Raw genomic sequence first — 25096 nt, forward strand, 5'->3', positions numbered from 1 at the left:
GCACAGAACCGGCCCGGACCGCAGCGGTCCGGGCCGGCGAAGGGCGGGGGCGGTCAGGGCTTGCGGGCCACCGCCCCGTACATGCTGACCTCGGCCACCGACGGGCGGGGCTGCGGGGCGTCCTCGGCACGCCAGTCGGCGACGGAGGTGACGCCGGGCTCCACCAGCTCCAGCCCTTCGAAGAACCGGCTGAACTCGGCCTTGGTACGCAGGTTGATCAGGCCGTGCGGCCCGTCGGCCCGCGCAGCCACCGCCTTCGCCTCCTGCGCCACGTGTCGGGGCAGGTAGTCGTCGGTGGCGTGCGACGCCGCCAGGTAGCTGCCGGACGGCAGCGCGTCGAGCAGCCGCCTGACCACCGCGTACGGGTCGTCGTCGTCGCTGACGAAGTGCAGGATCGCGACCAGCATCAGGGCCACCGGCCGGGACGGGTCGATGGTGCGCAGCAGGTCGGGGTGGTGCAGGATGCGCTCCGGGTCGCGCAGATCGGCGTCGATGTAGGCGGTGGCGCCTTCGGGCGCGCTGGTCAGCAGCGCCCGGGCGTGCGCGAGCACGATCGGGTCGTTGTCGACGTAGACCACCCGCGACTCGGGGGCGATCGCCTGGGCCACCTCGTGGGTGTTGTCGGCGGTCGGGATGCCGGTGCCGATGTCGAGGAACTGGCGGATGCCGGCGTCCCGCGCGAGGTGCCGCACGGCCCGCTGGAGGAAGCGGCGGTTCTCCAGGGCGGCGGTGCGGATGGTCGGGAAGGACGCGGCCATCCGGTCGCCGGAGTCCCGGTCGGCCTGGAAGTTGTCCTTGCCACCGAGCCAGTAGTTGTAGCGGCGCGCGGGGTGAGCCACCGCGGTGTCGATGCGGTCGCTGGGGTGGGCGGGGCCGGTCGTCGCACCCGGGGCATCGGTGGTCAAGGCAGCCTCCACGACTCTGCGCCACCCGCGACCGGGGGCGTCCGTCCACTGTCGCCGGTCGGCGACCATGGTAGCCGCCGCGCGAGTCGGGCGAGACCCCGCCGTGGTCACGCCGGGTAGAGGTCGTCCAGGATCCCGCCCAGGATCTCGGGCGTACGCTCCGGCGGCTCGGCCTCGACGCAGAGTCGCTCCATCGCCACCGCGTAGTAGTCGAGGTCGTCGCGCTTGTCGAGGTAGAGCGCGCTGGTGAGCTGTTCGATGTAGACGATGTCGGGCAGTTCCTGGTCGCCGAAGCGCAGGATGGTGAAGGCCCCGCCCGCGGCGGCGTGCCCCCCGGCGGCGAACGGGATGACCTGGAGCCGGATGTTCGGCGACTTGGTCGCCTCGATGAGCGCGGTCACCTGGTCCCGCATGACCCGTGGGCCGCCGATCGGCCGGCGCAGCGCGGCCTCGTCCACGACCGCCCAGAGCTGTGGCGGGCGCTCGCGGTGCAGCAGCCGCTGACGCTGCATGCGCAGCGCGACCCGGCGCTCGATCTCCGTGGGCGCGGCCCGCCCGTGCCCGAGCAGCACGACCGCCCGGGCGTACTCCCGGGTCTGGAGCAGGCCGGGGACGAACTGGACCTCGTAGCTGCGGATCAGCACGGCGGCCGCCTCCAGCCCGAGGTACGACTGGAACCAGCCGGGCAACACGTCGCCGTAGCGGTGCCACCAGCCCGGGCTGTTCGCGTCGCGGGCCAGTTTGAGCAGCGCCTCCCGCTCCGCGGAGGCGGTGACGCCGTAGAGGGTGAGCAGGTCCGCGACGTCGCGCTCCTTGAAGCCGACCCGGCCCAGCTCCATCCGGCTGATCTTCGATTCGGAGGCGCGGATCTCCCATCCGGCGCCCTCCCGGGTCACCCCGCTCGATTCGCGCAACCGGCGCAGTTGGGCGCCGAGCAACATGCGCAGCACCGTCGGGCCGGTCCCCCCACCACCGCCCTCGGCGGGACCCATCGTCACAGCCGACCTCCACATGCCGGTTCATGCCGACCAGGCGCCCCCCGCGCGGCCGACGTGTAAGCATGCCATGAACTGTGAGTGAGGTGAACTCCTTCAGTGCGCGAAATCTGTCCCGCGTACGAGACGCGTCAGGCGATGAGGTCGTCGAAGTCGCCGTCGCGGGCGCCGAGCACGAAAGCGGCGATCTCGTCCACTGTGTAGATCAGCGCCGGCCCCTCGGGATGCCGGGAGTTGCGCAGGGCTATGCCGGCACCCCCGGGCAGTTCGGCCAGCTCGACGCAGTTGCCGCTGGGGTTGCTCCGGCGACTCTTCTGCCAGCGAAGCGGGGGCAACTGGCTGATGGGAACGCCGTTCGGAGGCTGCTGCATGGGCGTCTTTCTCTCGCGAGCCCCCCGCGACGCCGGGCAGCGGTGGCTCGCGAGTGGCGCACGGCATCGACGAAGGGCTTCCTGCACGTGCATCTGCTATTGCATCTGCATCGGACAGCGAGCATGATAACGCACGTGGACGGTACCCGTCCGTTCACTCAGAGTCACCGACCGTGGGTTTGTCGCCCACGGTCCGACGAGACCTGGCGCGGGCGCGGACCGTCGCGTCGGGGCCGCAGACATTCGTGGTGATGGGAGGTCTCGTGCCGGATCCGTTGACCATCGCGTCCGGCATCTGTGCCGCCGGGGCACTCGTCACCTCCTGGCAGCTGCGGCGCCGCGCGATCCAGGCCGAGGTCGAGATCCGGCACCTACAGGCGGAACTCGCCGCCGAGCGGCACGCCGCCAGCCACGACCCCCTCACCGGCCTGCCCAACCGCCGCGCGTTCTACCGCCTGGCCGCCACGCTGCTCACCGACGCGGCGGGGCAGCCGCTGATCGCCGTGGTGCTCGATCTCGACGACTTCAAGCAGATCAACGACCGCTACGGGCACGCCGCCGGCGACCAGGTGCTGATCAGCGTCGCCCAACGGCTCGCCGCCTTCGCCGGGGACAACCTGGTCGCCCGCCTCGGCGGCGACGAGTTCGCGGGGCTGCTGGCCAGCCCGACGATCGACCGGCGGTGGATCGAACACGCCACCCGGCGGCTCTGCGAGAGCCTCGCCGCGCCCATTCCGCTGGGCGGGCTCAGCGTCCGGGTGACCGCCTCCGTCGGGCTCGCCCCCGTCACCGGGCCGGCGCAGCTCACCGAGGCGCTCGACCGGGCCGACGCCGCCATGTACCGGGCCAAGAGCCTCGGGGCGGCCCGCGCGCCCCGGCAGCTCGTCGACACCGCCCGCCTGGCGGAGTGCTGAGCGGGCCGCCCTTCCTGCCCGGTCGGCGGCCGGACGCGAGGCGTTTCGACGTGTCTCGCCGCGGTTGAGGGGTATGCCGGGAGGACCAGCCCCGTACCGGCCGAGAGGGGAAGCACCGTGGCGAGCATCCGGGCCCTGGTCCTCAACTGCACCCTGAAGCGGTCCCCCACCCCGTCGAGCGCCGAGGTGCTCGGGCACGAGGTGCTCGACGCGCTCGCCGACCAGGGCGTGCCGGGTGAGCTGATCCGGGTCGTCGACCACGACGTGCGCTTCGGGGTCTCCACCGACGAGGGCGACGGCGACGGCTGGCCGACCATCCGGTCCAAGCTGATGGCCGCGCAGATCCTCGTCATCGCCACACCGATCTGGCTGGGTCAGCCGTCGGCCGTGTGCAAGATGGTCCTCGAACGGCTCGACGCCGAACTCTCCGAGACCGACGCCGAGGGCCGGCTGCTCACCTACGGCAAGGTGGCCGGGGTCGCGGTCGTCGGCAACGAGGACGGCGCGCACCACACGATCGGCGAGGTACAGCAGGCACTCAACGAGGTCGGCTTCACCTGCCCCGCGGCGGGCGCCACCTACTGGGTCGGCGAGGCGCTGCACAAGGTCGACTACCTCGACGCCCGACCCAAGCCCGACACCACGGGACGCACCACGAAGGCGCTGGCGCTCAACAGCGCGCACCTCGCCCGGCTGCTGGCCGAGCAGCCGTACCCACCGCCGGAGACCCGCGACGCCGGGATCGGCCCGAGCCGCGAGCCGGGCTGACGGTCAGCGCCAGCCGTAGCCGGCGCGCAGGGCCTGCCCGACCCGGTCGAACCGCGCCCGGTCCAGCACCGCGCCCTCCCGGCGGATGCTGTCCTCCCGCATGGTCAGCACGCGGTCCAGCCGTACCCAGCTCGGCCGCTTGTCCCGGTCCCACTCGCCCGGACCGAGCCCGAGCCAGTGCCGCTGCCCGTCGCGCTCACTCTGGCTGGACAGCATCAGCCCGAACAGGGTCCGGCTGTGCCGGCCCACCACCAGAACGGGGCGGTCCTTGCCCTGCCGCGGGTCGTCCTCGTACGGCACCCAGGTCCAGACGATCTCGCCGGGGTCGGCGTGCCCGTCGAGCTCCGGGGCGTACGACAGCTGCCGGCGCTGCAACGCGGCCACCTGGCGGGGCCGGGCGGGCTGCGCCGTGCCGGGCCGGGGTCGCGGTGCCGGGATCACACTGCCGATGCGCGCCGCCACGCTCCTGAGAAGTCCTGCCACGACCGGCAGCCTATCCCCCACCGCAGGCCCCGGCCCTGGCGGGACGACCGGCGGACCGGAGGGCCGGGACGGAACAATCCGGTGGACCGGGCCGGGACGGGTCGTCAGGATCGGCGCCATGCCCGTTCCCCTCCACCAGGTCCGCGCCCGGCACACCGCCGACACCGTGACCGTCTACCAGGCGTACCCGCCGGAGATCGCCCACCCGGCGCTGGCCGCCGGCCGCTTCGTGCCACCGTTCAAGCGGGAGCGGATGACCTGGATCAAGCCGTCGTTCCGCTGGATGATGTACCGCTGCGGGTGGGCCGCGAAGCCCGGGCAGGAGCGGGTGCTGGCCGTCGAGATCACCCGCGCCGGCTTCGAGTGGGCGTTGACCAACTCGTGCCCGAGCAGCTTCGACCGCGACCTGCACCCCGACCGGGAAACCTGGTCGCGGCGGCTGCGGGCCAGCCCCGTACGGGTGCAGTGGGACCCGGAACGGTCCCTGCGCCTGGCTCCGCTGCCGCACCGGTCCCTCCAGGTCGGGCTCTCCGGCGAGGCGGTGCGGCGCTACGTCGACGAGTGGCTGGTCGGCCTGACCGACGTGACCCCGGCCGCCCACGCGGTGCGCGCGGCGCTCGACGCCGGGGACGACGCCGCCGCCGAGGCGCTGCTGCCGCCGGAGCGCCCGTACCCGCTGCCGCCCGACGTGGCCGCCGTGATCGGCGCGACCGTGCGCCCGTGAACCGGCGCGACGACGCGAGCGCCGGGCGCGGCGTACCCCCTGACCGTGCTTGACTGAGGCGACGGTGCCGGCACGAACGGAGGTGGTGACGGAATGGCCTTCCCGACGCGGGCGCGGGGACTGACCGCGCAGCCGAGCCTCGCCGGAACGCGCGCCCGCTCCCCGCGACGCGGCGCGGTCGCGGCGGCCGTCGCCCTGATCCTGCTCGCCGGCGCGACCGGTTGCACCGGAAGCACGCCCGTGACACCCCGGCAGACCGACGCCACCGCCGCCGCGGAGCCGTCGCCCACGCCGGCCGCACCGGCGGTCGAGGTCCGCGACGACCTGGCGGGCCTGTTCCGGCAGGCCGGCCTGCGGGGCACCTTCGTCATGTACGACGTCACGGCCGGGCGCGTCGTCATGGTCGACCGGGAGCGGGCCGAGCGGCGGTTCATCCCCGCCTCGACGTTCAAGATCCCGCACAGCCTGATCGCGCTCGAGACCGGCGTGGTGCGCGACGAGCGGGAGAAGGTCCCGTACGGTGGCTGGCCGCAGCGCGTCGCCGCGTGGGAGCGGGACATGGGGCTGCGCGACGCGGTCCGCGTCTCCAACGTGCCCGTCTTCCAGGAGCTGGCCCGCCGCATCGGGCCGGACCGCGAACGGGAGTGGCTGCACCGGCTCGGCTACGGCAACGGCCAGGTCGGATCGGTCGTGGACCGGTTCTGGCTGGCCGGGCCGCTGGAGATCTCGGCCGACGAGCAGGCGCGGTGGCTGGCCCGGCTGGCCCGTGGCGAGCTGCCGGCCGACCGGGGACACCAGGCCACCGTCCGGGACATCCTGCGCCTGGAGCGCACCGCCGCGTACGCCCTGCACGGCAAGACCGGCCAGACGGACGCCACCGACCCGGGCACCGGATGGTGGGTCGGCTGGGTCGAGCGCGGCGACCGGCTGTACTGCTTCGCGCTGAACGTGGACATCCGCGCCGACGGCGACGCCGCCAAGCGCCTGCCGCTGGGCCGGCAGCTGCTGCACCGCCTCGGCGCCCTGCCCGCGCCCTGACCGCGCCCCGGCCGAGCGCCGCAGGGCGCGTGCCCTGGCCCGGCCACGGCTCGCGCCCCGAACGCCTGGCGCGCGTGCCGACGCGCGTGCTTCGGCCCGGCCACGGCTGGCGAGGGGCCACGAACGACGCGGCGGATAACCGGTTGCCGCACGCCGACGGTTTCGGAATCGTGTCGGCCATGACGTTCTGACGGCCAGCACCCCATCGCCACAGGCGCGGCACCGACCGGCGCCGTGGCGCCGTCCGTCCATTCCCCTCTGCGCGAGAAGCGAGCGTCCTTGTCTCCTCACCGTTCCCTGCCGCAGTCCACCCCGGCGACCGTCGCCGTGTTCGCCTCCCCCACGAGCTGGATCGAGTCCGACGCCCTGACGCAGTGCCAGCAGGTGGCCGCCCTCGACGGCATGGTCCACGTCGCCGCCATGCCGGACCTGCACCCGGGCAAGGGCGCCCCCATCGGCGCCGCCATGGCGTCCACCGTGCTGTACCCGTTCCTGGTGGGTTCCGACATCGGCTGCGGCATCGCCGTGTTCCCGATCAGACTCAAGCGCGCCGTGCCGGAGCGGCTCGCCGCCCGGTTCCCCGACCTCGACCGGCCGCTGCACCCCGAGCGGGACGCCGACGACCCCGCGTGGGCCGTCGTGGCCGGTGACATCCCCGGCGGTCACACCGAGGGACTCGGGACCGTCGGTCGGGGCAACCACTTCGTCGAGCTGGCGCGCGTCGGGACCGTCTACGAGCCGGGCCACGCGGGCCGCCTCGGGCTCGCCGCGGGCGACCTCGTGCTCGTCGTGCACTCCGGCTCGCGAGGGTTGGGCGAGCGGATCCTGCGCACGCACACCGAGGCCCACGGCGCGGGCCCCGCACCGGATCCCGGCGCCTACTTGGCGGCGCACGACGACGCCGTACGGTGGGGATCGCTCAACCGGCGGCTGCTCGCCGCCCGGGTCGCCCACGCCCTGGGGGCCGAGCCCACCGAGCCCGTCGTCGACCAGTGCCACAACCTGGTGGAGGTCCGCGACGGGGTCTACCTGCACCGCAAGGGGGCGGCGCCGGGCGACGGCCGCGACGTGCTCGTCGCCGGCACCCGGGGCACCCCCTCCTACCTGGTGGCCGCCCACGCCGGCCCGGACGCCAACCACTCCGTGGCGCACGGCGCGGGCCGCAAGATGTCCCGCGCCGACGCCCTGCGCCGCAGCCGCGCCAAGCACACCGTCGAGGAGCTGCGGCGTACCCCGGTGGGGTCGCTGGTGGTGTGCGGCGACCGGCAGTTGCTCTTCGAGGAGGCACCCACCGCCTACAAGCGCATCGAGCGGGTCATCGGCGACCTCGTCGACCACGGCCTGGCCACCCCCGTGGCCACCACGGTCCCCCTAATCACCTACAAGACGCCCGACGTCGGGTCCACCGCCCGGCCCGAGCGCCGGGACGAGCGCCGCGGCCGGGGGCGGTCGTGACCCTGCACCTGTTCATGTCCGCCGGGCGCGGCCCGCAGGAGTGCGCGTGGGCGCTGGCCCGGCTGCTGCGCCGCCTGGAGGCCGACGCTGCCCGGCGGGGCCTGACGACCCAGCGCGTCCAGACCGTGCCCGGCGACCGGCCCGGCACCCACCGGTCGGCCCTGATCCGGATCTCCGGCACCGACGCCGAGGCGTTCGCCGCCTCGTGGACCGGCACCCTGTGCTGGCAGGCCCCCAGCCCCTACCGGGCCGGCACCGGCCGCAAGAACTGGTACGTCGTCGCCCGGCCGTGCCAGCTCGACGGCCCGGCCACCACGTTCGCGGAGGCGGACGTCGACATCGTGGCCTGCCGTACCGGCGGCCCGGGCGGCCAGCACCGGAACAAGGCGAGCACGGCGGTACGGGCGACCCACCGTCCCTCCGGCCTCGTCGTCGTGGTCGACACCGAACGGCAGTTCAGCCTCAACCGCCGCCTCGCCCTCGAACTGCTGCGGCAGCGCATCGCGGACGGCGACGAGGCCGCCGGGCGCGCCGTCGTCACCGCCCGCTGGCGCATCCACGACGAACTCGTCCGCGGCGACCCGATCCGCGTGGAGCGTCCGTAGCCGTCGGCGCGGAAGGCGTCCCGCCCGCGGCTCCGGAACGTCAGGACCGCGCGGGCGTGCCGAAGCGCCGGCACCACGCCTCCCACCGGGATCGATCAGGGCCGAACAGCGCCCGGTACGGACAGGTTTCTGGCACCGTCGAGACGTCCACCCGTTCCGTGGCCGGTCAGGAGACCCATGGTGGCCGACGCAGCCGTGCACCACAGGACCGTCGACGTCGACGGGATCACGATCTTCTACCGGGAGGCGGGGCCGCCGGACGCGCCGGTGGTGCTCCTGCCGCACGGCTACCCCTCGTCGTCGTTCCAGTTCCGCAACCTCCTGCCCGCCCTCGGCGACAGGTGGCGGGCCATCGCCCCCGACCACCCCGGCTTCGGCTACAGCGACACGCCCGATCCCCACCGGTTCGCGTACACCTTCGACGCCTACGCCGGCATGCTCCGACGCTTCACGGAGGTGCTGGGGCTGACCCGATACGTGATCTACCTACAGGACTACGGCAGCCAGTTCGGGCTGCGCCTGGCGATGGCCGCGCCGCAGCGGGTCGCCGGGCTCGTCATCCAGAACGGCGACATCTACGAGGACCAGCACGGCCCCAGGTACGAGCCGCTCAAACGGTTCTGGCGCCACCCGAGCGAGGAAGGGCGCGAGCGCCTCGCCGCCGCTGTCAGCGAGGCGGGCTTCCGCGGCGAGTTCCTCGGTGAGCTACCCGAGCGGCTCGTCGACCGGGTGAGCCCGGACCTGTGGCGGCTTGCGGCGGCACTGCTGGATCCGCCCCGACGCGCGGCCCTGGTCCGGCTCCTCGCCGACCAGGGGAGCACCCTCGCCTGGTTTCCGCGCCAGCAGGAGTACCTGCGCCGGCACCGGCCGCCGGCCCTCATCGTGTGGGGACCGCACGATGGCTACATGCCCGAGGGCGCGGCGCGGGCGTACCTGCGGGACCTGCCCGACGCGGAACTGCACCTGCTCGACGGCGGGCACTGGCTGCTGGAGACGCACCTCGACGAGGTGGTGCCGCTCGTGCGGGAATTCCTCGGTCGGGTCCACTGCTGACCCGGCGGGGTCGGGTGACCGCGCCCTACGCGAGGCAGGCGAGGAGCCGCTGGTAGGCCTCGTCCTCCCTGCCGTGCTCGGTGCGTACCACCCGCGTCCCGGGCCGGGTGGCCATGACCGCGAGCAGCCGGTCGTACATGGCCGCCAGCTCAGTGGCCCCGCCGTAGCGGTCGAGCAGGCGCTGGGCGTCGAGATGCCCAGGGTCGCTGGAGGTACGGCTGCGTTCGGCGAAGCGCCGCAGCGCGTTCTCCTTGTCGTCGAGCAGGACGATCTCGTGGAAGTCCGCGCCGGTGTCGTGCGCGACGCGCTCGGCCTGCTCGATGAAGTCGACACGGCCGAGGAACTGCGGGACGATCACGTCGTGGCCGCCGGTCAGGTGCGTCCGGGCCGCCGCCAGGGCGACGCCGCGGGCGAGGAGGCCGGCGGGACCGGCCTGCTCACGCCACCCGCCGATGAGGTCGCGGATCCGGTCGATGTCGAGGTCGAGCGCGAGCGGGTGGTCCTCGACGTACCGCCGGGCCAGCGTCGACTTGCCGCAGCCGGGCGGCCCGTTGAGCACGATCAGGCGCGGCACCGCCGCGGCGACGGGCGGGGCCTGTGTCACTGCGCGCCTCCTCAATCGGCCCGGGGGATCCTGCGTGGCCCCGCCGTACGGACGCCCGATCGTACGTCCGAGCACGGCGTGGCGGGGGCCGCCCCGGTCCGGGACGGCCCCCGCCACTGGTATCGGTCAGGAAGCGTCGGGATCGGTGGGTGCCGGTGGCGCGGTGGCCGACACGAGGGCGCGCAGTTGCGGGGGCATCGTGGCGCTGTCCGGCTCGCGCCGCAGCTCACGGAGCAACCCGACCACCATGCCGACCATCACGAACAGGAACGGCAGGGCGGCCAGGATGGTCAGCGACTGGAGGGCGGAAAGCCCACCGGCGAGCAGCAGCACCGCGGCCACCAGGCCGGTCAGGATGCCCCACATCGAGACCAGCCAGGCCTTCGGCTCCAGATTGCCGCGCGAGGAGAGCGTGCCCATCACCACCGAGGCGGCGTCAGCGCCGCTGACGAAGAAGAGCGCCACCAGCACCATGACCACGATCGCGGTGACGGTGAAGAACGGGAACTCCCGCAGCACCGCGAAGAGTGCCGCCTCGGGGCTCTCCTTGACCGCGGCCGACAGGTCGGTGCCGCCGAGTTGCAGGTCGATGGCGGTGCCACCGAACACCGAGAACCAGACGATGCTGACGAGGCTCGGGACGGCCACCACACCGAGGATGAACTGCCGGATGGTGCGGCCCTTGGAGATGCGGGCGACGAAGGCGCCGACGAACGGGGTCCAGGAGATCCACCAGGCCCAGTAGAAGATGGTCCAACCGGCCATCCACTGCTCGCCGCCGAAGGCGCCGGTGCGGAAGCTCATCGGAACGAGGTTGAACAGGTAGCCGCCCGTCGACGCGGTGAGCGTGTTGAGGACGAAGACCGTCGGGCCCACCACGAGCAGGAAGAACATCAACGCCACCGCGAGCACCATGTTGGTGTTCGACAGGAACTGGATGCCCCGCTTGACGCCCGTGACGGCGGAGACCACGAACGCGACGGTGAGCGCCGCGATGATGCCGATCGCCAGCGGCGTGGACTTCGGCACGTCCCAGAGGTTGGTCAGGCCGCTGTTGATCTGGAGGGCGCCGAGGCCGAGGGAGACGGCCGAGCCGAACAGCGTCGCGAGGATCGCGAAGACGTCGATGGCCCGGCCGGGCCCACGACCGGCGCGCTCCCCGATGAGGGGGAAGAAGGCGCTGCTGATCAGACCTCGCCGGCCCTTACGGAAGGTGAAGTACGCCAGCGCCAGGCCCACGACGGCGTAGATCGCCCACGGGTGCAGTGCCCAGTGGAACAGGGAGTACTCCATGGCCACCCGGGCGGCCTGCGGGGTGTTCGGTTCGTTGAGGCCGCGCGGCGGGGTCGCCAGGTGCGACAGCGGCTCGGCGGCACCCCAGAACATCAGGCCGATGCCCATGCCGGCGCTGAACATCATCGCCACCCACGAGACGGTGGAGAACTCGGGCTTGTCGTCGTCGCGGCCGAGCTTGATCCGGCCGTACCGGCTGCACGCCAGCCAGACCGAGAGCACCACGAAGCCGGTGCTGGCCAGCACGAAGACCCAGCCGAACGAGCGCACCACCCAGTCGAGCGCGGTGCCGCTGACCGAAGCCAGGTTGTCGGTGGCGACGATGCCCCACGCGACGAAGAGGACGGACACCACGGCGGCGACGCCCAGCACCGTCCGGTCGATGCCCTGCCGGGGGTGGCCCGGTCCAGGTGGTGCGCCGTCCGGCGGGGTGTCGTCGATTGCCGGGCCTGTGGCGGACACGGTCATGGTCTGTGGACCTCCGTGGGCGTCCGGGCGCGCAGGCCACATTGCCGGCGCCGCGCGCCGGTCGGCCCGCATCTCAAGTTGTCCCGCGACCCGTCTGGGCGCCGGGAATTCGGACAGGTACCGCTGAGCGCCCCGCCGTCCACGGGCGGGCTCAGGGGAACCCGCCCGAGTTCGACTGCCAGGGACGCCGGCGACGACCGGCGATTACTCTCGGCGTCGATGGTGGAGGGGACCCTGCGGTCTCATGACAGTGCTGTGACAAAACCGGAGGGGCGCTCCACGGTGGTGGTGACGTGACCTCATCGAGCGGGCACAGTGGGGCGGTGACGACCGACATCCGTACGCCCCTGGCCCACTACGCCGACCGTCTGCACGCCGTGATCGGCGACGGGCACCACGTCGCGTCCCCGCTCGGCGCGTGGCTGCTGTTGGCGCTCGCCGCGCCGGCCGCCACCGGTTCGACCCGCGCCGCGCTGGAGGAGGCGCTCGGCACGGACGCGGAGGCCGCCGCCGCAGCCGCCGGCGCCCTGCTGGCGGCGCCGCATCCGCTGGTGCCCTCGGCGACCGCGTTCTGGCAGCAGCCGGGAGTCGCGACGGCCGGGCTCGACGGCTGGCGGTCGGCGCTGCCCGCGTCGACCACGACCGGGCCGTTGCCGGACCAGGCCGGACTCGACGCGTGGGCCCGCGAGCACACGCTCGGTCTCATCGACGCGTTCCCACTGGAGGTCACCCCCCGGGTGCTGCTGGTGCTGGCCAGCGCGCTGGCCACCCGCGTCTCGTGGGCGAATCCGTTCCAGGTGGCGCCGGCCGACGCCCTCGGTCCGGGCAGCGCCTGGGCCCGCGGGCTGCGCCGGGTGTTGCGCAGCCCGGAGTACGGCCACCGCTGCTGGATCGCGGACACCGTGTGGGCCGGCACCGTGGCCGCGCACGCCGCCCCGGCGCGTACCGCCCCCGGCGGGGCCGGGCTGCTGGTGGTCTCCGTCGCCGCGGCACCCGACGTACCGGCCGGGTACGTCCTCGCGGCGGCCCACGAGATGGCGACGGCCGCCGCCGACACGCCGGAGCGTGAACTGCCGGCACAGCGGCGGTCCCTGTTCGACGTCCCGCTGGGCGACGGTCCGTTGTGGACGCTGCGCGAGGAGCCGACCTACACGTACGCGCCGGATGGGCGGGAGGAGCGGGTCAGCGCCGTGCTGCCCTGCTGGTCGGCCCGCAGCCGGCACGACCTGACCGCATCCGGGTTGGGCTTCTCCGCCGTCGCCGGGGCGTTCGAGGGGTTGCTGGGCTCGCCGGGGCTCGACTTCGAGGCGGCCCAGGCGGCGGTGGCCCGCTACGGCCGGTACGGCTTCGAGGCGGCCGCCGTCACCGGCTTCGCCTCGGCGGTCAGCCTGCCACCGGAGGGGGTGGCCCGGATCGCGGAACTGCGCTTCGGCCACCCGTACGCCGTGGTGGCGGTCGCCACCGACGACCGGCCCGGCGGTGGCGAGCCCGGCCCGTGGCACGGGATTCCGGTCTTCTCCGCCTGGGTCGCCGATCCGGAGGAGCTGCCGGAGGCCGACGTCGCGGGCCGCCACGACGAAGCCTGAGGTCGGCGCCGGGCCGCCGCGACGAGGCCTGAGGTCGGTGCCGGCCCGCTCGACACCGGCGGGATGTGCGGGGCCAGCGGCCCGGACAGCAGCGTCAGGGGGTGTGCGCCTCGGCCATCGCGACGGCGATCTTGCGGGGGCCGGTGAACGGTTCCCGCCCGTGCGCGGCGGTCATGTTGTCCACGACGAGCACGTCGTCGCGCTGGTAGTCGAAGCGGACGCTGGCCGTCCGGTACGCGGCCCGCAGGTGCTCCACGACGTCGTCGGGGATCTCGCCGCCGTCGCCGTAGTAGGTGTTGGCCGGCAGCCCCTCGGTGCCGAACATGGCGAGCAGTCCCTCCTGGAGGTCCTTGGCCAGGGTGCTCACGTGGAAGAACGTGGCGTGGTTGAACCAGCGCGGGGTGTCCGAGCCGGGCCGGTGGTGCACCGCGTCGCGCACCGCGCGGGTACGCAGCCCGTCGGCGCCCTGCCACTGCACCTCGATCCGGTTCGCCGCCGCGTACGCTTCGACCTCGGCACGGTCCTCAGTGCCGAAGACGTGCTGCCACGGGGCGCCGAAGTCGCTGTGGAAGTTGCGTACCAGCATCCAGCGGCGGCGGAGGAACTCCTCGCGTACCGCCGGGTCGATCTCGTCGTGCACCCGGCGGACGTCGGCCAGCGGGGTGGCGCCCTGCGTGTCCGGCGGGGTGAGGCAGTGGAAGAACAACGTCAGCGGCCAGCGGGCCTGGTACGAGTTCTCGTTGTGCAGGAAGATCTCCTCGTCCGGCGGGTAGTCGGTCGAGGTGTAGACCCGGCCGGCGATGGCGTGCCGGGGCGACGAACGCTCGGTGTAGAGCAGCGGCTCACCGGACAGCGCCCGTACCACCCGGTCGAAGCCCTCGACGCCGCCCACGTCGAACCCGCGGAACAACAGGCCGCCGTGCGCCACGAGGCTCGCGCGCAGCTCCGCGCGGCGGGCGGCGATCAGCTCGGTCAGCTCGCGGCCGTCGTTCTCGACGACCACCGGCAGCGTGGCGCCCGGATCACTCATGCTCTCACTCCTGTCGTCGCCGCCGACGTCGCGGACGTCGGCGGATGGCGGTGCTGACGGCTCCTCGCCCCGCCGACGTCGCGCGTGGCGGGACGGCGGTCCGGACGGCGGCGGCCCGTGCCGGTCAGCTCAGCCGTGGCGGCGGGCGGCCGCCTCGGCGTGGGCCGCCGCGAGGTCCGCGCGGATCACGGCGAGCAGCTCGGGCAGCCGCTCGTTGAGGAAGAAGTGCCCGCCGTCGATCTCGTGCAACGTGAAGCCGGCGCTGCTGTGCTCCCGCCAGCCGCCGCTGTGCTCCCGGTAGACGGTGTCGTCGGCGCGCCCGCTGAAGGCCACGATCGGCATCGGCAGAGGCTCCTCGGGGGTGTAGCGGTAGCCGTCCACCTGGGCGAAGTCGGCGCGCAGCAGGGGCAGCAGCAGCTCGACCAGCTCGGGATACTCCAGCAGCCCCGCCGGCAACCCGCCGCCGGCCTCCAGGCGGCGCAGCAACTCGTCGTCGTCCACCTCGGACAGTCCGTCGAAGTGGCTGGGCGCGTTGACGTGCGGGGCACGCGCGCCCCCGACGTAGAGGCGCAGCGGCAGCGGGCGGCCGGCGCGGCGCAGCTCGCGGACGATCTCGAAGGCGACCCGGCCGCCCATCGAGTGGCCGTAGATCGCGTACGGGCCACGGATCCGCTCCGCGATCGCGTACGCGACGTCGGCGGCCCGGAACGCCGGGTCCTCGCTGATCCGGTTCTCGCGGCCGGGCAGCTGCACCGGCAGCACCTCGACGTCGGGGAGACCGTCCTGCCAGCGCCGGAAGATGCTCGCGCCGCCGCCGGCGTAGGGCAGGCAGAACAGTTGGACCGGGGCGGAGCGCCGGTCGTCGGCGGGGAGGAACCAGGTCACCGCGCGCCTTTCGTCGGGGGACGCTCCAGTGCCGCTGGCGCTGGAGCGGGTGCGTGGCCGCTCCGGCGGGCCGGGCCGCCCGGGGTGCGGGGCAGCCGTCGACGCCGCTGGACCGGCCACGTGGGCCGCTCGCCATGCTCCACGAGCGGCCTCATGAAACACCTATGGGGCCATGTCGACAGAAGCATAGGGCGCGTCGCCGGTTCGCGGAGATCCGCGTGCCGGGTCGCCGCGGGGAGCGGTTCGACGGGTGGCGGCGCGACGGCCGGTCAGGCGTCCGGACGGGGGATCGGCTGCGTCATGCCGTCGAAATCCCGGGGCAGGCGGGCCACCATGTCGCGGAACTCGTCGACGGTGACCGCCTCCCGGAGGGTGGCGAAGACGGCGCCGGTGGCCGTCCGGGCGGTGGCCTCGTCCACCCCGGCCCGCTCTCCCACCCGACGGACGAAGTCCGCCGGTCCGGGCGCGGGAGCCGCGCCGTCGCCGCCGGGGCCCGTGAGGTACCCGTCCAGTTCGTCGGGGAGGCGGGCGGCAGCGCCGCCGCTCATCCGCTCCACCATGGTCTGCAACACGGCGCGGGCGATCGTGGCGGCCTGCGTGGTGGGCAGGCCGGCGCGGCGGGACACCGCATCGACGAATAGGGGAAACCGCACGGCCGCCTCCTGTCGTCACCGGCCCCGCGCTTACCCGCGCCCGGTGTCGGCAAACCGTCGCGACCGGCGGCGTCGCCGAGCGGGAATCGCCGCCGGATCCGTCGGGTGCCCCGCCGGATCGGCTCAGCCGGTCGGGTCGGCGGCGAGGACGTCGAGCAGCAGCGCGGCCGTCCAGCTGAAGGCCGGTGAGCCGAGCCCGGCCCCGGTGTCCGGATGGAAGTACTCGTGGCAGCCCGAGCGGGCCACCAGCTCGATCATCGAGTCGCGCAGGCCGGCGGCCAGGTCGGGTCGTCCGTGGCACAGCAGCCCTCGCCGCACCAGCCAGTTGATGTTCATCCAGCTCGGCCCGCGCCAGTAGCGCAGCGGCTCGAAGCCCGGCGCCGTGCGGTCGTGGCTGGGCAGCGGCCGGTCCATCCGGGCGGCCAGCCCGAAGCGCGGGGAGCACGCCTCGGCGACCAGTGCCGACGCCTGCCGCGCCGGCAGGTCGGGCAGCACGAGCGGGGTCAGGCCGAGTACCGTGCGGGTCGGCACGAGCCGGTCGGCGCGCAGGTCCCGGGGCTGGAAGGTGCCGGTCGTCGGGTCGTACAGCCGGCTCAGGAGGGCCTCGGTGATCCGCGCGGCGCGCTCCCGGTGCGGGCCGGGGTCGGCGCCGGCCAGCGGCGCGATCCGGGCGAGGGCGTGCTCGGCGGCGCCCATCGCGGCGTTGACGAGGGGGCACTCCACCAGGAACGGGTGCCGGGCGGCCAGGTCGTCGTCGCGGTAGCGGCGCTCGCGGTAGGACGCCACGATCGCGACGTAGCGCGCGTAGTCGAGGTCGGTGGGGCGGTGCGCGGCGTCGGCGTGGGCGGTGTCGTGCCGGCGGTACGCGCGCATGACGGCCGCGTCGGCGGGCACCGCCGCCAGCGGCGCGTCCCAGGCGGGGCTGTTGTCCAGCCCGGACTCCCACGGGTGGACGATGCAGGCCAGCCCGCCCCCGCCGACGTCCCGGTGCGCGGCGAGGTAGCGCTGCTGGGCCACCAGCCGGGGATAGAGCCGGCGCAGCGCCGCCCGCGCGGCCTCGGAGGGGCACCGCCGGTACGCCAGCCAGGCGGCGGGCGCGTGCACGGGCGGCTGGATCAGCCCGGAGGTGGCGGCGGCCGGGGCGCCCTCGGCGAGCGCCGACGCCCAGAACTCCGGCCCGGGGAAGTAGGAGCCGACGCGCAGCGCCGGGTTGAACACGATGTGCGGCACCCGCCCGTCGAGCCACTGGGCCCGGAACAGGCTGGCCAGCTCCCGCCAGGCGCGGTCGGGGCGGACGAGGGACCAGCCGATCGCGATGAACGCCGAGTCCCAGCTCCACTGGTGCGGGTAGAGGGTGCGCGAGGGCACGGTGTGGTCGTGTTCCCAGTTGGCCTCGAGGGTGGCGACGGCGAGGCGGCGCAGCGCCCCGGCGTCGCGGGCCCCGGCGTCGGCGGTGTACGCGCCGCCGGCGGTGCCGGTGCTCATGCCGCCGCCTGCCGGGGCAGCGCGTGCCGCAGCACGGTGGCGGCCTGGTGCAGGGCGCGTACGGGGTCGCCGCGCAGCCGGCACTCCAACGCCAGCCAGCCCCGGTAGTCGATCTCCAACAGGGTGCGCACCAGCGCCGGCCAGTCGAGGTGCCCGGCGCCGGGCTGGTGACGGTTGGAGTCGCTGACCTGCACGTGCCCGAGGTACGGCGCGGCGGCGCGCAGCGCCCGGTGCACGTCGTCCTCCTCGATGTTCATGTGGAAGGTGTCCGCCACCACCCGCACCGAGGGCAGCCCGACGGCCGCGCAGAGGGCGACGGCGTCGTCGAGCCGGTTGACCATGTGGTCCTCGTACCGGTTGAGCGGTTCCAGGAAGAGGGTCACCCCCTCGGCGCGGGCGTGCTCCCCCAGCTCGCCCAGGGCGTCGACGAGCACCTGCCGGTCGCCGGCCGGCGGCCGGGGCGGCTCGAACGGGGGCAGCCGCCGGGAGAACATCCCCCACGCGGCCGGGGTCATCGCCCCGACGCCGCCCAGCTCGGCGATCACGGAGAGCTGGGAGCGCAGGTTGCGCACGGCGTCGCGGGACCGCTCGGGGTCGAAGTCGCCGATGAAGTGGTCCATCTCGACGCAGACGGTGGGCATGGGCACCCCGGCGGCGCGGGCCCGGCGCAGCTCGGGCAGCCGGCGGGCGAGGCCGAGGTCGCCTCGGCCGCGCAGCTCGATCGCGTCGTAGCCGAGCGCGGTGGCGAGCGCGTACTTCTGGATCAGGTCGGTGCCCGGCAGGAGCTGTTCCTGGCAGGCGAGTGGAATGGTCATCGGAACCTCAGCACGACTTGGAGGGCGTCAGCGTCACCGCGGTCGAGCAGCGCGAGCGCGTCGGCCACCGCGCTCGCGTCGACGACGTGGCTCACCAGCGGCAGCGGGTCGACGCTGCCCTCGGCCACCAGGTCCATGAAGGTGTGTGCGACGCGGGCCCCGGTCCACCGGCCGGCCATGCCGGGTGCCGGGGTCGGCCCGGAGACCTGGGCCGCCACCAGCTGGATCCGGTTGTGGTGGAACTCCTCACCCAGGCCGAGCCCGTCGGCCTGCCCCTGGTAGAAGCCGGCGGCCACGACGCGGCCGGCGTGGGTGGTGGCGCGGATCGCCTCGTGCAGCGCCGGGTACGCCCCGGACAGCTCCAGGCAGACGTCCGCGCCCCTCCCGTCGGTGGCTTGGCGCAGCACGGTCGCGGCCGACTCGGCGCCCGCGTCGACGACGAGGCGCGCGCCGAGCCGGGCGGCCTGGGCCAGCCGGGCGGGTACCCGGTCGACGGCGACGACCCGCGCGCCGGAGAGGACGGCGAGCCGGGTGGCGAGCAGCCCGATGACGCCCTGCCCGAAGACCGCGACCCAGTCGCCCAGGTGCAGGTCGCCGGCGAGCACCGCGGTGAGGGCGATCGCCCCGGGGCGGGCGAAGACCGCCGCGAGGGGGTCCAGGTTCGCGGGCAGCGGGTGCACCGTGTCGGCGGGCACGACGGCCTCGGCGCGGTGCCCCCAGATGCCCCAGACGACCTGCCCCACCCGCCGGTCGACCACGTCGGGCGCGACCTCGACGATCTCGCCGACCTCCTCGTAGCCGAAGCCCACCAGCGGGTACGGCACGGTGCTCTGCCGGGGCACGAACATCCGGCTGACGTCGTCCCAGTCCTTGCTCAGCCGGGGGTTGCTGCCCCGGTAGAGGGTGAGTTCCGTGCCGGCCGAGATGCCGGAGTAGCAGGTGTGGACGCGGACCCGGCCGGGGCCGAGCGGGTCCGGAAGGCAGGGCTCGAGGCTGATCCGGCGGGGCCCGGCGAGTGAGACAACCCAGTTGACCATGAGTCACATCCCGGTAGCACTGGGTTCCATCGTAGGCAATAAATCGGCATATGTCTTGTAATTGATCAATCGAAGGCGTTCAATCCTTTGTATACCCTTCGAGAGGAGTGCCACCGATGTCAGCACCTCCGATGCGGATACTCGCCGCCACCCTGATCATGGCAGTCACCGGGGCCGGTCTGCTGGCCTGCGGCGACGACGGATCCGACAGCGACAGCAGGAAGATCACCGTGTGGAGCCTGGAGGACGTGGCCGACCGGGTCACGGCCACCAAGGCGATCATCGCCGACTTCACCGCCAGCACCGGCATCGCCGTCGACCTGGTCACCGTCAACGAGGACCAGTTCCCCTCCCTGATCGCCACCAGCGCCGCCGCCGGGGAGCTGCCCGACGTGGTCGGCGCGCTCCCGCTCGCCGGCGTCCGTACCCTCGCCGGCAACGAACTGCTGCACCCCTCGGCGAACGCGGAGGTCGTCGAGAAACTCGGCCGGCAGACCTTCGCACCGCGCGCCCTGGAGCTGACCTCGGACGACGGCGTGCAGCTCGCCGTGCCCAGCGACGGCTGGGGCCAGCTGCTCGTCTACCGCAAGGACCTGTTCGCCGCCGCCGGGCTGCCCGCCCCCGACACGTACGAGCGGATCGCCGCCGCCGCGACACGGCTCAACACCGGCGGCGTCGCGGGCATCACGGCCGCCACCGCCCCCGGCGACGTGTTCACCCAGCAGACCTTCGAACACCTCGCGCTGGCCAACAACTGCCAGCTCGCCGACGACTCCGGGGCCGTGAAGCTGGACTCGGCCGAGTGCGTCGAGGCGTTCCGGTTCTACGGCGAGCTGATGCGCACCAACTCCGTCAAGGGCGCGCAGGACGTCGACACCACCCGGGCCACCTACTTCGCCGGCAAGGCCGCCATGCTGGTCTGGTCGCCGTTCATCCTCGACGAGCTGGCCGGGCTGCGTAACGACGCCCGGCCGACCTGCCCGCAGTGCCAGGCCGACCCGGCGTTCCTCGCTCGCAACAGCGGCTTCGTCACCGCGATCAAGGGCCCGAACGGCCCCGAACCCGCCCAGTACGGCGAGATCAGCTCCTGGGCGGTGCTCGACGGCGCGGCCACCGGCCCGGCCAGCGCCCTCGTGGAGCACATGCTCGGCGAGGGTTACCCGCGCTGGTTCGGCATGTCCCCCGAGGGGCGCTTCCCCGTCCGCAAGGGCACCCTGACCGAGCCGGAGAAGTTCCTCACCGCCTGGAACACCAGCCAGGCCGGGGTCGACACCCGCAAGCCGCTCGCCGAGGTCTACGGCGAGGACGTGCTCGCGAGCCTGCGGCGCAGCCCCGACACCTTCCAGCGCTGGGGTCTGGCCCAGGGCCAGGGCAAGCTGGTCGGCGCGATCCTCGGCGAGCTGCCGGTGCCCAAGGCCCTGAACGACGTGATCGCCGGCAGGACCGACGCCGCCGCGGCCGCCGGCCGGGCGAAGAAGGACGTGGAGGCGATCAAGGCGGGCGTCAATTGACCACCGCCCCACCGGGCACCGGCCGCTCCCCCGCCCGGGAGCGGCCGGCCCCGGCCCGCCGCCGGCCGCTGACCCTACGCCGCAGAGAGTCCCGCGCCGGGCTCGCGCTGGTCGCCCCGACCCTGCTCGTCGTGGTCGCCGTGATCGGCGTACCCATCGTCTGGACCGTCGTGCTGGCCTTCCAGCGGGTACGCCTGGCCACGCTGCGGCGCACCGGGCTGTTCGGCGAGTTCACCCTGGACAACGTCGAGCGGGTGCTGAACACTCCCGGCTTCGCCGACACGCTGTGGACCACGCTGGTCTACGCCGTGTCCAGCACCGCCGGCTCGATCGTGCTCGGCCTGGTGGCGGCGCTGGTCGTACGCCGGCCGTTCCGGGGCCGCACCCTGGTGCGCGCGTCGATGCTGCTGCCGTACGTGGCGCCGGTGGTCGCGGTCACCTTCGTCTGGCAGGTGATGCTCGACCCGCAGCTCGGCATCGTCAACGACTGGGGGCGGCGGTTCCTCGGCTGGGACACCCCGGTGCCGTTCCTGTCCCAGGAGTCGACCGCCCTGGCCACGGTGGTCGCCTTCGAGGCGTGGCGCTACTTCCCGTTCGCGTTCCTGTTCCTGCTCGCCCGGCTCCAGGCGGTCCCCGGCGAGCTGGAGGAGGCGGCCCGGGTCGACGGGGCCACGCCCACCCAGCGGTTCCGGCACATCCTGCTGCCGCAGCTGCTGCCGGTGATCGGCCTGCTGGGCGTGCTGCGGTTCATCATGACGTTCAACAAGTTCGACGACGTCTACCTGCTCACCGGCGGCGCCGCCGGCACCGAGGTGGTCAGCGTCCGGGTCTACGAGTTCCTGACCGCGCGTACGGACATCGGCGCGGCGGCGGCACAGGCGGTCGTACTCGCCGTGGTGCTCATCGTGTTCGTGGTGGTGTACCTGCGCTTCTTCGGCGCACGGAGGGACGGCTGATGGACCGGGACCGGATCGAGACGGTGGGCCTGCGCTGGCTGCGCCGGCTGGTGATCGCCGCGTTCCTGCTGGTCACCGCCTTTCCCTTCTACTACATGCTGGTGCTCTCGGTGCGCCCCATCGAGCGGCTGCTGCTCGACCCCGGCTCGCTGGTGGTGGGCCTCGGCGAGCTGACCTTCGACACGTACGCCGAGGTGGTCAGGGCCGTCGACGACGGCGGCCAGGGTTTCCTCACCTTCCTACGCAACAGCGGCCTGGTCGCGGTCGCGGCGACGCTGCTGACGCTGGCCGTGGCGATCCCCGGCGCGTACGCGGTCGCCCGGCTGCGCTTCTTCGGCCGGCGGCAGGTCGACTTCCTCTTCCTGGCGGTCTACCTCTTCCCGTCGATCGTCATCGCCATCCCGCTCTTCGTGGTCTTCACCCGGGCCGGGCTGCGCGGCTCGCTGCTCGGCCTGGTGCTGGTCTACATCTCGCAGACCCTGCCCGTCTCGGTCTACATGCTGCGCAACTACTTCGAGACGATCCCGGTCAGCCTGGAGGAGTCGGCGGCCATCGACGGCGCCGGGCGGCTCGGTATCATCCGCCGGGTCAGCCTCCCCCTGGCCGCGCCGTCGATCATGGCCGTCGCCCTGTACGACTTCATGATCGCCTGGAACGAGTTCCTGTTCGCCCTGCTGTTCCTGGTCGACAAGCCGCACCGGTGGACGGTGTCGCTGGGCCTGGCGCAGCTCGCGGACGGCGTCGAGGTGCCGAAGACGGTGCTGATGGCCGGCTCGGTGATCCTCACCCTGCCCATCGTGATCCTCTTCTTCGCCAGCGAACGCCTGCTCACCGAGGGGCTCACCAGCGGCGCGGAGAAGGGCTGAGGCGGCGGGGTAGCCGGGCGGTGGGCACTGACCGAGGATGAGCCGGGTGACCACCGCCCCGACCCGGCGGGGAGGCCGGTGGCCCGGCTACGGTGGCCGCATGGGAAACCCGACCCGATGGGAGACCGACACCGGTCCGGAGCACTCGCAGTGGTACATCGACCGGTTCCGCCGGCTGGCCGCCGAGGGGGCCGACCTGGCCGGCGAGGCCCGGCTGCTGGACGCGCTGGTCGCGCCCGGCTCCCGGATCCTCGACGCGGGCTGCGGCACCGGGCGGGTGGGCGCGGCGCTGGCCGCCCGGGGCCACACCGTGGTCGGGGTGGACGCCGACCCGGCGCTGGTCGAGGCCGCCCGCGCCGACCATCCCGGCCCGCGCTGGCTGGTCGCCGACCTGGCCGAGCTGGACCTGGCGGCGGTCGGCGAGCCGGAGCCGTTCGACGCGGCGGTCGTCGCCGGCAACGTGCTGGCCTTCGTCGCCCCCGGCACCGAGCGGGAGGTGCTGCGCCGCGTCGCGGCCCACCTGCGCCCCGACGGCGTGCTGGCGGTCGGCTTCGGCACCGACCGGGGCTACCCGCTGACCGGGTTTGACGCCGACGCCGTCGCCGCCGGGCTGCGGCTGGAGCACCGCTTCGCCACGTGGGACCTGCGCCCGTGGCGCGACGACGCCGACTTCGCCGTCACCGTGCTGCGCCGCCCCGCCGACTGATCCACGCGGGGCGGACTCAGGCGGGGGCGGCGACGACCCGCGCGGCGGCCGGGTCGAGGGTGGCGCCGGCGGGCACCAGGGCGACCAGACTGGCCGGCAGCCGTACCGGCCGCACGTCGCGGTAGCCGAGCGTGCCGAGCACCTCGCCGCCGGCGAGGGCATGGCGCCGGCCCAGGTCGGTGACCACGGAGACCGCGCCGCCGGTCGCGCCGGGCGCCGCGACCGCCTCGACCACCGCGCCCCGGCCCGGCTCCACCACGACGTGGTCGGCGCGCACCCCGCCCCCGGCCACCGGGGCGGTGCGGGGCGCGGCGGCGAGGTCGGGCAGCCGTACGCCGAGCCGGACCTCCGTGACGCCGCCGTCGTCGCCCACCCGGGCGCAGAGCGCCGCCCCGTCGGCGGCGGCGAGCCGGGGCGGGGCGGTCGGCGGGGCGGTGGGCCCCGTCGGGGTGAGGTCGGGCAGCTTGGGCAGCGCCGCGAACCGCCCGAGCGTCATCGGCTTCGGCTCGCCCTGGCCGGTGCGGGCGAGCAGCAGGCCGGCCTGCAACTCGGTGATGCCGGCCAGGCCGTCGCGCAGCGCGACGGCGTACTGCCGGCCACCGCCGGAGTTGCGCACCAGGTAGACGTCGCCGACCCGCGCCCCGGACACCGCCGCGGAGCGCTCCCCCGCATCCGGCAGGGTCGGCGGCGCGAGGTCCGCGCCCGCAGGCAGGCTGTTGAGCAGGGCCGGGGCCGCCGGGACCGCCCCGGCCCGGGTGGTCGCCAGGGCCGCCAGCACCCGGTTGCTGTCCCGCACCAGGTAGCGGCGCTGGTGCCAGACGAGGTGCAGCCCGCCGTCGGGGTCGCGCAGCAGCAGCGCGTCATCGCCCAGGGCCCGGCCCCCGCCGGGGGCCACACCGATCAGCAGGGCTGAGCGGGGCGTCGCCCGGTCGGCCTCGGCGGCGACGGAGCAGACCGTCCACGGCGCGGTGGACAGCCGCCCCCTGGCGGGCAGCGAGTCGGGGGCGTCGGCGATGCCCAGCGGCAGCCCGCGCGGCACCCCGTCGATGGCGCGGCGGGAGACGAGCACCGTCTTCGGCCGTTCCGCGCCGATGATCAGCAGAGCCGACGCGTAGTTGAGCACCGGGTGCAGCTTCTCCTCCCGGTAGACGAACCGGGCGCCGGACTCCTTCTCCACGATCACCGCGCCCGGGTCGCGCCACGTGCTGCCACCCCCGGTGAAGAGACCGTAGAGGGCGAACCCGCCCAGCCCGATGGCCGCGACCAGCACGCTGGCCAGGCCGGCGCCGGCGAGCCGGCGGAACGGCGACTGCGCCGGGTCGGTCTCCCGCATCACCAGGGCGGAGACCGCCCGCTGGACGGTGAACTGGTACGAGTGCAGCTGGTCCTGCCGCGACGGCATCGCATCCCTTCCGGTGGGCGGTCGGGGCACAGGATAAGCGTTGCGTCGATGCGCCGACGACCCTGCGTCGCGGGGGCGCCGCATTCCCGGCGGGGCACCCCGACGGTGCGAACAGGATCACCACGCGGACGCGGACGCTCCTCACGTGAGCAGGTAGCATGGCACGTACGGGTACCCCCCGGGGTATCGTGGAGTGAGCGAGGAGGCGTGCGGTGCAGCTTCGACCCGAGATGACGAGCGAGGCCCTGACCCGCCTGAAGCGGGCCCGGGGCCAGCTCAACGCGGTCATCGAGATGATGGAGACCGGCCAGGACTGCCGCGAGGCGCTGACCCAGCTCGCCGCGGTGTCGAAGGCGATCGACCGGGCCGGCTTCAAGATCATCGCCTCCGGCATGCGCCACTGCACCGCCGCCCGCGAGCGGGGGGACTCCCCGGAGATGACCGAGGAGGAGCTGGAGAAGCTCTTCCTCGCCCTCGCCTGACCGCGA

The 25096-nt window shown here is 74.1% G+C and carries 26 protein-coding genes; 13 read left to right on the forward strand and 13 right to left on the reverse strand.

Annotation, left to right across the window (positions count from 1 at the left end; all coding sequences use genetic code 11):
- Positions 1 to 53: 53 nt before the first annotated feature.
- The 3 genes from ACGFIR_RS16265 to ACGFIR_RS16275 form a co-directional block, all read right to left on the reverse strand.
- The gene (locus ACGFIR_RS16265) at positions 54 to 905 is read right to left on the reverse strand and encodes an SAM-dependent methyltransferase (RefSeq protein ID WP_393003622.1); all 852 of its coding nucleotides are present in this window, start codon (positions 903 to 905) and stop codon (positions 54 to 56) included.
- 107 nt (positions 906 to 1012) lie between these two features.
- Complete coding sequence (locus ACGFIR_RS16270) at positions 1013 to 1846, reverse strand: helix-turn-helix domain-containing protein (RefSeq protein WP_393145840.1); 834 nt, start codon at positions 1844 to 1846, stop codon at positions 1013 to 1015.
- Between the two features lie 185 nt (positions 1847 to 2031).
- A complete protein-coding gene (locus tag ACGFIR_RS16275; protein ID WP_393145699.1) occupies positions 2032 to 2271 on the reverse strand; it encodes a DUF397 domain-containing protein in 240 nt (79 codons plus the stop codon).
- Positions 2272 to 2534: 263 nt separating this feature from the next.
- On the opposite strand from ACGFIR_RS16275, the gene ACGFIR_RS16280 reads away from it, so the two are divergent.
- Together ACGFIR_RS16280 and ACGFIR_RS16285 are read left to right on the forward strand one after the other, a co-directional pair.
- Complete coding sequence (locus tag ACGFIR_RS16280) at positions 2535 to 3185, forward strand: GGDEF domain-containing protein (protein ID WP_393145701.1); 651 nt, start codon at positions 2535 to 2537, stop codon at positions 3183 to 3185.
- A 117-nt stretch (positions 3186 to 3302) separates the two neighbouring features.
- A complete protein-coding gene (locus ACGFIR_RS16285; protein ID WP_393145703.1) occupies positions 3303 to 3953 on the forward strand; it encodes a flavodoxin family protein in 651 nt (216 codons plus the stop codon).
- A 3-nt stretch (positions 3954 to 3956) separates the two neighbouring features.
- On the opposite strand, the gene ACGFIR_RS16290 is transcribed toward ACGFIR_RS16285, so the two are convergent.
- Complete coding sequence (locus ACGFIR_RS16290) at positions 3957 to 4436, reverse strand: type II toxin-antitoxin system PemK/MazF family toxin (RefSeq protein ID WP_393145705.1); 480 nt, start codon at positions 4434 to 4436, stop codon at positions 3957 to 3959.
- A gap of 118 nt (positions 4437 to 4554) precedes the next feature.
- Between ACGFIR_RS16290 and ACGFIR_RS16295 the strand changes: the two genes are divergently transcribed.
- From ACGFIR_RS16295 to ACGFIR_RS16315, 5 genes are all read left to right on the forward strand, one after another.
- Complete coding sequence (locus tag ACGFIR_RS16295) at positions 4555 to 5160, forward strand: DUF4291 domain-containing protein (RefSeq protein ID WP_393145707.1); 606 nt, start codon at positions 4555 to 4557, stop codon at positions 5158 to 5160.
- A gap of 93 nt (positions 5161 to 5253) precedes the next feature.
- On the forward strand, positions 5254 to 6198 hold the full coding sequence (blaOXA, locus tag ACGFIR_RS16300) for a class D beta-lactamase (protein ID WP_393145709.1): 945 nt from the start codon (positions 5254 to 5256) through the stop codon (positions 6196 to 6198).
- 279 nt (positions 6199 to 6477) lie between these two features.
- On the forward strand, positions 6478 to 7653 hold the full coding sequence (locus ACGFIR_RS16305; RefSeq protein WP_393145711.1) for an RNA ligase RtcB family protein: 1176 nt from the start codon (positions 6478 to 6480) through the stop codon (positions 7651 to 7653).
- Positions 7650 to 8258: a peptide chain release factor H gene (gene prfH / locus ACGFIR_RS16310; protein ID WP_393145713.1), complete on the forward strand. Its 609-nt coding sequence runs from the start codon at positions 7650 to 7652 to the stop codon at positions 8256 to 8258. Before ACGFIR_RS16305 ends, prfH begins: the two co-directional genes overlap by 4 nt.
- A gap of 177 nt (positions 8259 to 8435) precedes the next feature.
- Complete coding sequence (locus tag ACGFIR_RS16315) at positions 8436 to 9311, forward strand: alpha/beta fold hydrolase (RefSeq protein ID WP_393003640.1); 876 nt, start codon at positions 8436 to 8438, stop codon at positions 9309 to 9311.
- Positions 9312 to 9336: 25 nt separating this feature from the next.
- Here the strand turns inward: ACGFIR_RS16315 and ACGFIR_RS16320 are convergent, their stop codons facing one another.
- Entirely contained in the window at positions 9337 to 9915 is a 579-nt protein-coding gene (locus ACGFIR_RS16320) for an AAA family ATPase (RefSeq protein WP_393145715.1), read from the reverse strand.
- Positions 9916 to 10041: 126 nt separating this feature from the next.
- Entirely contained in the window at positions 10042 to 11676 is a 1635-nt protein-coding gene (locus ACGFIR_RS16325) for a BCCT family transporter (RefSeq protein ID WP_393145717.1), read from the reverse strand.
- A 323-nt stretch (positions 11677 to 11999) separates the two neighbouring features.
- Here ACGFIR_RS16325 and ACGFIR_RS16330 point away from each other — a divergent pair, with 323 nt between their 5' ends.
- Entirely contained in the window at positions 12000 to 13262 is a 1263-nt protein-coding gene (locus ACGFIR_RS16330; protein WP_393145719.1) for a hypothetical protein, read from the forward strand.
- Between the two features lie 94 nt (positions 13263 to 13356).
- Here the strand turns inward: ACGFIR_RS16330 and ACGFIR_RS16335 are convergent, their stop codons facing one another.
- From ACGFIR_RS16335 to ACGFIR_RS16360, 6 genes are all read right to left on the reverse strand, one after another.
- The gene (locus ACGFIR_RS16335; RefSeq protein WP_393003648.1) at positions 13357 to 14292 is read right to left on the reverse strand and encodes a TauD/TfdA family dioxygenase; all 936 of its coding nucleotides are present in this window, start codon (positions 14290 to 14292) and stop codon (positions 13357 to 13359) included.
- Between the two features lie 129 nt (positions 14293 to 14421).
- Positions 14422 to 15177 carry a thioesterase II family protein gene (locus tag ACGFIR_RS16340; RefSeq protein ID WP_393003650.1) on the reverse strand — a complete coding sequence of 252 codons (756 nt, stop codon included), beginning with the start codon at positions 15175 to 15177 and terminating at the stop codon, positions 14422 to 14424.
- Between the two features lie 269 nt (positions 15178 to 15446).
- Entirely contained in the window at positions 15447 to 15830 is a 384-nt protein-coding gene (locus ACGFIR_RS16345) for a DUF2267 domain-containing protein (RefSeq protein WP_393003652.1), read from the reverse strand.
- 123 nt (positions 15831 to 15953) lie between these two features.
- Positions 15954 to 17315, reverse strand: a complete 1362-nt coding sequence (locus tag ACGFIR_RS16350; protein ID WP_393145721.1) for a hypothetical protein — start codon at positions 17313 to 17315, stop codon at positions 15954 to 15956.
- A complete protein-coding gene (locus tag ACGFIR_RS16355; protein WP_393145723.1) occupies positions 17312 to 18130 on the reverse strand; it encodes a TIM barrel protein in 819 nt (272 codons plus the stop codon). Before ACGFIR_RS16355 ends, ACGFIR_RS16350 begins: the two co-directional genes overlap by 4 nt.
- Positions 18127 to 19167: a zinc-binding alcohol dehydrogenase gene (locus ACGFIR_RS16360; protein ID WP_393003658.1), complete on the reverse strand. Its 1041-nt coding sequence runs from the start codon at positions 19165 to 19167 to the stop codon at positions 18127 to 18129. The genes ACGFIR_RS16355 and ACGFIR_RS16360 overlap by 4 nt, the downstream gene beginning before the upstream one ends.
- A 116-nt stretch (positions 19168 to 19283) precedes the next feature.
- Between ACGFIR_RS16360 and ACGFIR_RS16365 the strand changes: the two genes are divergently transcribed.
- From ACGFIR_RS16365 to ACGFIR_RS16380, 4 genes are all read left to right on the forward strand, one after another.
- Positions 19284 to 20678 carry an ABC transporter substrate-binding protein gene (locus ACGFIR_RS16365; RefSeq protein ID WP_393145725.1) on the forward strand — a complete coding sequence of 465 codons (1395 nt, stop codon included), beginning with the start codon at positions 19284 to 19286 and terminating at the stop codon, positions 20676 to 20678.
- Entirely contained in the window at positions 20675 to 21634 is a 960-nt protein-coding gene (locus tag ACGFIR_RS16370) for a carbohydrate ABC transporter permease (protein WP_393145727.1), read from the forward strand. Before ACGFIR_RS16365 ends, ACGFIR_RS16370 begins: the two co-directional genes overlap by 4 nt.
- Positions 21634 to 22500 (forward strand): carbohydrate ABC transporter permease, encoded by an 867-nt coding sequence (locus tag ACGFIR_RS16375; RefSeq protein WP_393003664.1) that lies wholly within the window; start codon positions 21634 to 21636, stop codon positions 22498 to 22500. Before ACGFIR_RS16370 ends, ACGFIR_RS16375 begins: the two co-directional genes overlap by 1 nt.
- Before the next feature lie 100 nt (positions 22501 to 22600).
- The gene (locus ACGFIR_RS16380) at positions 22601 to 23206 is read left to right on the forward strand and encodes a class I SAM-dependent methyltransferase (protein ID WP_393145729.1); all 606 of its coding nucleotides are present in this window, start codon (positions 22601 to 22603) and stop codon (positions 23204 to 23206) included.
- Between the two features lie 16 nt (positions 23207 to 23222).
- On the opposite strand, the gene eccB is transcribed toward ACGFIR_RS16380, so the two are convergent.
- The gene (gene eccB / locus ACGFIR_RS16385; RefSeq protein WP_393003668.1) at positions 23223 to 24608 is read right to left on the reverse strand and encodes a type VII secretion protein EccB; all 1386 of its coding nucleotides are present in this window, start codon (positions 24606 to 24608) and stop codon (positions 23223 to 23225) included.
- Positions 24609 to 24820: 212 nt separating this feature from the next.
- Here eccB and ACGFIR_RS16390 point away from each other — a divergent pair, with 212 nt between their 5' ends.
- Positions 24821 to 25090 (forward strand): metal-sensitive transcriptional regulator, encoded by a 270-nt coding sequence (locus tag ACGFIR_RS16390; RefSeq protein ID WP_393003670.1) that lies wholly within the window; start codon positions 24821 to 24823, stop codon positions 25088 to 25090.
- Positions 25091 to 25096: the final 6 nt, after the last annotated feature.

It is taken from the genome of Micromonospora sp. NPDC049051 (genome assembly GCF_043197575.1).
In the GTDB taxonomy this organism is placed as follows: Bacteria; Actinomycetota; Actinomycetes; order Mycobacteriales; family Micromonosporaceae; genus Micromonospora.